At 60.9% G+C, this 6797-nt stretch carries 7 protein-coding genes; 1 reads left to right on the top strand and 6 read right to left on the bottom strand.

Features of this window, described 5'->3' with window-relative positions:
• Window positions 1-1021, top strand: a 1021-nt coding sequence (locus ACPYOI_RS33960; protein ID WP_481424010.1) for an MGH1-like glycoside hydrolase domain-containing protein, incomplete at its 5' end; no start/stop codon positions are given.
• A gap of 207 nt (window positions 1022-1228) precedes the next feature.
• Here the strand turns inward: ACPYOI_RS33960 and ACPYOI_RS33955 are convergent.
• From ACPYOI_RS33955 to ACPYOI_RS33930, 6 genes are all read right to left on the bottom strand, one after another.
• Window positions 1229-2254, bottom strand: a complete 1026-nt coding sequence (locus ACPYOI_RS33955) for a LacI family DNA-binding transcriptional regulator (protein WP_481424009.1) — start codon at window positions 2252-2254, stop codon at window positions 1229-1231.
• 188 nt (window positions 2255-2442) lie between these two features.
• Window positions 2443-2841, bottom strand: a complete 399-nt coding sequence (locus ACPYOI_RS33950) for a DUF1236 domain-containing protein (RefSeq protein ID WP_481414400.1) — start codon at window positions 2839-2841, stop codon at window positions 2443-2445.
• Window positions 2842-3015: 174 nt separating this feature from the next.
• The gene (locus ACPYOI_RS33945; protein WP_481414401.1) at window positions 3016-3651 is read right to left on the bottom strand and encodes a response regulator; all 636 of its coding nucleotides are present in this window, start codon (window positions 3649-3651) and stop codon (window positions 3016-3018) included.
• Between the two features lie 777 nt (window positions 3652-4428).
• Window positions 4429-5334 carry an NAD(P)-dependent oxidoreductase gene (locus ACPYOI_RS33940; RefSeq protein ID WP_481424008.1) on the bottom strand — a complete coding sequence of 302 codons (906 nt, stop codon included), beginning with the start codon at window positions 5332-5334 and terminating at the stop codon, window positions 4429-4431.
• 43 nt (window positions 5335-5377) lie between these two features.
• Complete coding sequence (otnC, locus tag ACPYOI_RS33935; protein WP_481414403.1) at window positions 5378-6019, bottom strand: 3-oxo-tetronate 4-phosphate decarboxylase; 642 nt, start codon at window positions 6017-6019, stop codon at window positions 5378-5380.
• On the bottom strand, window positions 6012-6797 hold a 786-nt coding region (locus tag ACPYOI_RS33930; protein WP_481424007.1), incomplete at its 5' end, for a four-carbon acid sugar kinase family protein. The genes ACPYOI_RS33930 and otnC, both read right to left, overlap by 8 nt.

The raw sequence follows: 6797 nt of genomic DNA, 5'->3' as shown, positions 1-6797 counted from the left end.
GGCCGTCTGGCGCACGTCCCACAGTGTGCCCACCTCAGGCATCACCCAGCCGCCGGTCTTTGGCATGGCCTTGAAACGCGTCCACGATGCGGCAGTTGCCAGTGGCCTTGAGAACGCCGCGCAGCGCTCGATGCCGCTGTTTGAGGCCGCCCTTGCCTGGCATCGCTGGTGGTATGCGGCCCGAGACCCGGAGGGCACCGGCCTCGTGGCCTTGCTGCATCCTTGGGAAAGCGGCAGCGACAATTCGCCTGCCTGGGACGTCGCCATGCAGCGGGTGCCGACCACGACCGAGACCGTCATCGTGCGCAAGGACACCGGCCATGTGGACGCCTCCATGCGGCCGCGCGACGAAGACTACAAACGCTTCATCCATTTGGTCGACACCTATGCGGCCTGTGGCTGGAACCCGGCGCGGCAATGGGAAGTCGCACCCTTCAAGATCGCCGAGGTCCAGACAACAGCCATACTGCTGAAATCCGGCGAGGAGCTCGTGGTACTGGCGCGCGCACTCGGCCGCATCGCTGAGGCAGAGGAGTTGCAGGCGATGAACAGCCGCTCCCGTGCGGCACTGCTGTCGCAATGGCGGCCGAAGCTGAGGCGCTTCGTCTCCCGTGATCTGGTTTCTGGCGAAGACATCGAAGCCCCAACCCAAGCCGGCTTCGTTCCGCTGCTCGCACTCGATCTCGAACGAGACATCCTGACGGCAGCCAGCGCCGAAATGACGCTCTGGTCGGATGGCATGCAAGTGGCCTTCCCTTCAACGCCGAAGACCTATTCAGGTTTCGAGGCTAAGCGCTACTGGCGGGGTCCCTCGTGGGCCATCATCAACTGGCTGCTGATCGACGGGTTGAACCGCAACGGCCTTACTGAGATGGCTGCCGAACTGCGCCGCTCCACCATAGGCGCTATCGAGAAGGTCGGGTTTGCCGAATATTTCGACCCGATCATCGGCGAGGGTTGCGGCGGGCTCGATTTCTCCTGGACCGCTGCCGCTTACATGGAACTAAGCAACGCGGCATGATCGATGGGATGAAAGCCTGACCGACGGCTAGTCCTCTCGCCAAAAAGCCCCGCACGATGGCGGGGCCGTTAGGTGATGAAACGCGGTACGCAGTATCCTAGGAGGCAATATACCCGCCCGTTTAGTACCGGAGCTTGACACCGTCATGACAATCAACTCACGGGCAGTGAAAGCGGGTAAATCCTGCCTTCGTCATCGCCTGCTGATTCATGCCGTGGCTCCCGGAAAAATCTCAAAGCCGGTGTCGACGATGCACGTTGTTGCCGGACGCTCGAGGGTCTCGAATGCCTTCTCCACGGAGGTGCGGCCGATCAGGAACCGATTGGAGCGAACCGTCGAGAGGGGCTGAGGCAGCTCTCGGCCTATATCCAGGCCATTGAAGCCGAAGATGGCGACATCTTCCGGGATGCGCAGACCGGCGGCAAGGCAGTGGAACACGCCGCCGACGGCCATGTCATCGTTCGAGTAGATGATGACGTCGACTTTCGCGATCTGCGCACAGAGGCGCGCCGTCATCTCTCGTCCGACACTGACCGAACTTGGACCATCAGCCATAGCATGAGCAGCAATTCCGAGCCCGGCGTCGCCAAGGGCCTCGCAGATCCCGTCATAGCGAAGGCGCGCGCGCCGGTCCGCTTGCCAATCATGACCGACATAGCCGAACCGGCGATATCCGCGCTCCACCAGATGCTGGCCGGTCGCGTAACCCGCGCGTCTGTGAGACATGCCGACCGCGACATCGATCGGCGTGGCGTCGATATCCATCATCTCGACCACACGCACGTTGCTTTCGAAAAGCATGCGGTGCGTTGCCGGCGTGTGATCGAAGCCGGCGATCAGGATTGCCGCGGGCTTCCATGACAGCAAGCCTCGGACGATCGTTTCCTCCAAGTCGATGTCATAATCGGTGATGCTGATGACAGGCTGGTAGTCGCTGCCGCGAAGCGCGGCGTGGACGCCCTGCAGAACCTCCGGGAAGACGATGTTCGAAAGTGACGGCACGACCACCCCGACCAGATGGGAATCAAGCGAGGCAAGTGACCCGGCGATCCGGTTGGGCACGTAGCCAATCGCACGCACGGCCTCCATCACCCGCTCACGCGTTTCCTCAGCCACAGGCCCCTTGTTGCGCATGATGCGCGAAACCGTCGATTCGCCGACCCCTGCGCGTAAGGCTACGTCCTTGACGGTCACCTTGCTCTTCCTGGCCGGCAGACGCTGCTTCTGCTGCATCGCTTTTTCGTTCCCCCTGCCCCTTGCAACTCAAAGCCCCAACGTGACGCCAACTGCGGCTTATATCAAGACGCTCAGTTCGACGAGCATGCGTTGAGCTGTCCGTGCGTGGACGGATAGTCTTCATTGAGCGGGGGCACTTTCCAAAGAATGGAGAGCGGTTTGCCGCTCTCCATCTGTCGGGGGGGTCAGTTGATCACGCGGATGACCTTCCGGGAGGAAGGCTCGACGATGACACGCTCGTGGTTGACGACAGCGTAGGCGTATTTCGGGTTCTCCGGGACGGGCGTGACCACCACAGTCTCAGGCAGCGGCTGGCCGACAACGACCTTCTCCCTGACGACGACAGACTCGCTCGGGATCGGCTGCTGCTGGACATAGGTCACAACCTGTTGTGGAGGGGGATCGATCATGGTTCCGACGATGGCGCCCGTGACGCCGCCAACAGCAGCCCCGACCGGCCCACCAACGATGGCGCCGGTGACAGCGCCGCCGGCAGCCCCGTTGACAGTCGACGATTGTGCGTAGGCAGTGCCTGTGAGCAGGCCAAGCGAGGCTGCGGCGAGGGCAATCATTTTGATTTTCATGACATTCTCCTTGTCTTCGTTCTGCCCTGGCCGGCCTCCTTGCGAGGAGCAAGCGGCAGAGCTAGTTCGAAAACGCGAGTTGCATCAAGCTGTTCCGGGATTGGACTTCGGTCCGGCGAGACGTCTGACCTTGGTCCTACGCGAACAAGATCAACGTCTGTTTGGTCCTTGATCTCACCTGTCGACTGCATCGCGCAGGGCCATCGCTGCCTCGGTGCGGTTGGAGGCCTTGAGCTTCGCCAGGACCTGCGTCATGTGATGCTTGATAGTCTTCTCATGAAGGCCAAGGTTCAAAGCGATCTGCTTGTTGGTAAGGCCCTGAGCGACAAACTCAAGCACCTCCCGCTCGCGGCCCGTAAGAAGATCCAGCGCTTTCCGTTTGGGAGCCGAGGATCCGAACTGCCCCAAGATCAGGCGGGCCGACAGCGTCGGTGCAACATAGCACTTTCCGCGCGCCACGCCGCGAACGATGTCAGCCAGTGCTTTCGAGCCGACGCCCTTGAGCGCGTAACCCTTGGCGCCACTGCTGAGCGCCTTTGACACGTCATCGCTTGCTTCGGACACGGTCAGCATGACGATTTTCTGGTTCGGCACGCGATCCAGGATCAAAGGGATCGCATCGATGCCGCCGCCCGGCATGGAGATGTCCATCAGGATCACATCGGGGCGAAGCTCTTCGGAGATCCGGATGGCGTCGTCTTTGCTACCCCCTTCGCCGACGATAATGAAGCCCATCTCCCCAAGGCTTCTGGCTACTCCCGCCCTGAATAGAGGGTGGTCATCGATCACCGCTAGGCTCGTATCTTCCATCGGGCTTTCTCCAGCTCCCATCCGCGGGGCGACGTTTTGGCCGTTGTACCTCTTGCGCATGTCTCCACCTCAACGAGCCCGCAGGCTCCCAATGCGATTTTCCCGACCCGCTAAACCGAGGCGGGTCGGCGACGTTCCTGACATCGAAGCCATCTCCCGAACCCTGCCGCCTGTGATGCGCCTTGTTGAGCGTCTCCTGGACAAAAAAGCACCAACGAGCAGCATCGTGGGGTAGACACGAAGCCGCCTGCGAGCAGAACTGCCTGGCGAGGGAGTGCGATAAGAAGTTCATCGACAATCACATGCTTATTAAAATGTCATCGCAATCCATCAGGCGGCCAGCCATAGAGCCGCATTCGGTTGCGCGACTTACGGCGACGACGGAAGCCTGAATTGTCCTCCCACGGAAAGCTGCATTACAACGCCATGTGGCTTTGATTGTTCCAGACTTTGGACCCTATCTTTCCGGATCAGTTGGAATTTCTTCAGAGGCCGAAGATTATCACGACGCAGTCGTACTGTATGCCCGTGGATTTTGTTGGTCTGTAGTCGTTCAATTGCCGAACGTTACTGCTTGGAATCTTGATATGCGTTCCGGTATCGCCAGTTGCCATTCAACATACAGGCGCCTCGGCTCGTGAAGAGACTAAGCGCCGGACGAATGACAAAAATGGGCTGCGGTTTCATAAGCCGTCGTGACGGCGCCGCCATGAGGCGCCCGGAGGCGGCAGTCTCCAGCTTAATGACGGCCGATGCGACATGCGGCTCAAGTTATTGCTAGTTGCCCGGCTTATCGAGCCCGTTTTGCCGCGCGACGAAATCTGCGAGGTGTGGCACATAGTCTTCCGGTCCGCCACCGCCGCCGGCCACTGCTGCGGCATAGGAATTTTTCACCGCACTCGCGAGCGGCGTGACGATGGTCGCGTCATTCGCCATCGATTCCAGATACTTTAGATCCTTGTAGGCGTTCGACAGCGTGAAGCGATGGGCATTCCGGTTGCCTTCGAGAGCGTAGCCCATGAAGGTCTGGTAAAATCCGCTATCCATGCGGCCGCCTCGAATGACGCTATCGAAGCGCTCGACGGAGATTCCAACCTTTTCGGAAAGGGCGAGCGCCTCGGCGAAGAGAGCGCCCATGCCAAGGGAGATAAAGTTGTTAAGAAGTTTCATACGGTGGCCGTCGGCAATGCCGCCGATGTGCACGATCTTCGCCGCCCAGGTGGAGATAACTGGCTGTATCCGCTGAAAAACCTCATCCCGCGCACCCACCATGCAGTCCAGCGTTCCCTCCCATGCCTCCTTCGGCGTGCGGCTCAGCGGCGCGTCTGCAAAGTGGACATTCTGCGCGGCGAGCATTTCTGCTAGGCGAACGGTGACCGTCGGATCTCCCGTCGAGCAGTCGACAATAGCCGTTTCCGCGACGAGCGCCGGCTTCATCTCCTCGATGACAGCGGAAACTTCCTTCGAGCTTGTGAGGCAGAGAAAGATAATCGTCGAATTCGCCGCCAGCTCTGTCAGCGATTTCGCCTCGGTCGCGCCTCGGGCAATCAAGTCCTCCACCGGTTTGCGATTGCGGTGAGCGATGGCTGTGAGCGGATAGCCCTTTTCGACGATGTTCTTGGCAATGCCGTGCCCCATCAGACCGACGCCGACAAAGCCGATCTTCTCCTGCATTTCAGCCATAGTGCTCTCCCGTAGTTGTGAAGTTCTGCCCGCCCGCAGGGTCCTAGGGAAGGTTGAAGCGCTTCCGCAGGTCATCCACCTGCTCCGGCGTCAGCATCCTTTTGGCGTGATGCTGCAGCATGAGAAAAAGCTTTGCCGTCTCTTCCAGCTCTTCTGCAGCGAACTGCGCACTTGCAAGCGTCGTCCCCGCAACAACCGGCCCGTGATTGGCAAGCAGCATGGCGTGATGGCGCCCGGCCAGCGACTTGACGGCATCCGCGAGCGCCATATCCCCGGGCGCGAAATAGGGAACAAGCGGCAAGCGCCCGACGCGCATGACGTAATAGGCCGTAAGCGGCGGCAGGACATCTTGCGGATCGATGTCGCGCAGAATGCTGACCGCAGTCGCATGGCTCGAATGGAGGTGGACAACCGCACCCGCATCGCCGCGCTCGCCATACATGGAAAAATGCAAGAACGATTCCTTGGTCGGCGCGTCACCGGATACAAGCCGGCCGGAAGCATCGAACAGCGAGAGCCGCGCCGGATCAAGCGACCCCATCGAAGCGTTCGTCGGCGTCATCAGCCATCCGCCATCAGGCAGACGCACTGAAATGTTGCCGGTCGAGCCGGAGGTCAGCCCGCGGTCGAAAAGCGATTGCCCCGTGCGGCATATCTCCTCGCGCAGACGATTGATCTCATGCATCGGAGGTCTCCGTTTCAAGCAGCGTCCAGGCCTTCAGGAAGAAGTCCGGGGCACCGAAATTGCCGGATTTCAGGGCAAGTGCAATGTCCGGACCGCCGATGCTGCGGGTCCATGGCACGCCCGGATCGATTTCAGGGCCGATCGACAGCGCCTTGACCCCGAGCGCATTGATCACGGCACCCGATGTCTCTCCGCCGGCGACGAGGAAGCGGGCAAAGCCATTCCCCAGAAGCCGCTGGGCAACCTCGGCAAGCGTCTGCTCGACAAGCGCCCCGGATTCATGGCGTCCCATGGCTCCCTGGATCCCAAGAAGCTCCTCTGGGCTGGCGCTGGAATAAATGAGCGGCGGCCGGTCGGCGGGCTGCGAAATCGCCCAGTCGGCGATCTTGGCAGCACTCTGGCTCCCGTCCGCAACCGCCGAAATATCGAGCCGGAGAGCCGCAATACCGGCATTGCGGGCCGCCTCTATCTGGCCACGGGTTGCGAGCGAACAGGATCCGGCAAGGATAACCGCTCGCCCGGCCGGCGCGGTCATGCGGGTCACTGCCTGCCTTGCCGGCAGTTTGCCGCTCTTTCTGAAATTCTCGGGCAATCCCATCGCGATGCCGGAGCCACCCGTGACAAGCTTCATGCCGTCGCAGGCAGCGCCGATCATACGCAGATCGGCATCCGACAACGTGTCGACGATAAGGATCCGGTTCCCCTTGGCCCGATGCTGCGCAAACGCCGCCTTGATGGCCGCTTCTCCCTTGGCGATCACCGGCCAATCCACGAGACC

Source organism: Rhizobium sp. SVR5-2C, from assembly GCF_056755115.1.
The sequence above is the reverse complement of the archived record's forward strand: the minus strand, read 5'-3'. Positions and strand labels throughout refer to the sequence as shown.

What these genes read in the sequence shown, in the direction of transcription:
- ACPYOI_RS33955 (WP_481424009.1), bottom strand. Translation starts at nt 2,254, where the DNA reads ATGCAGCAGAAGCAGCGTCTGCCGGCCAGGAAGAGCAAGGTGACCGTC.
- ACPYOI_RS33950 (WP_481414400.1), bottom strand. Translation starts at nt 2,841, where the DNA reads ATGAAAATCAAAATGATTGCCCTCGCCGCAGCCTCGCTTGGCCTGCTC.
- ACPYOI_RS33945 (WP_481414401.1), bottom strand. Translation starts at nt 3,651, where the DNA reads ATGGAAGATACGAGCCTAGCGGTGATCGATGACCACCCTCTATTCAGG.
- ACPYOI_RS33940 (WP_481424008.1), bottom strand. Translation starts at nt 5,334, where the DNA reads ATGGCTGAAATGCAGGAGAAGATCGGCTTTGTCGGCGTCGGTCTGATG.
- otnC (WP_481414403.1), bottom strand. Translation starts at nt 6,019, where the DNA reads ATGCATGAGATCAATCGTCTGCGCGAGGAGATATGCCGCACGGGGCAA.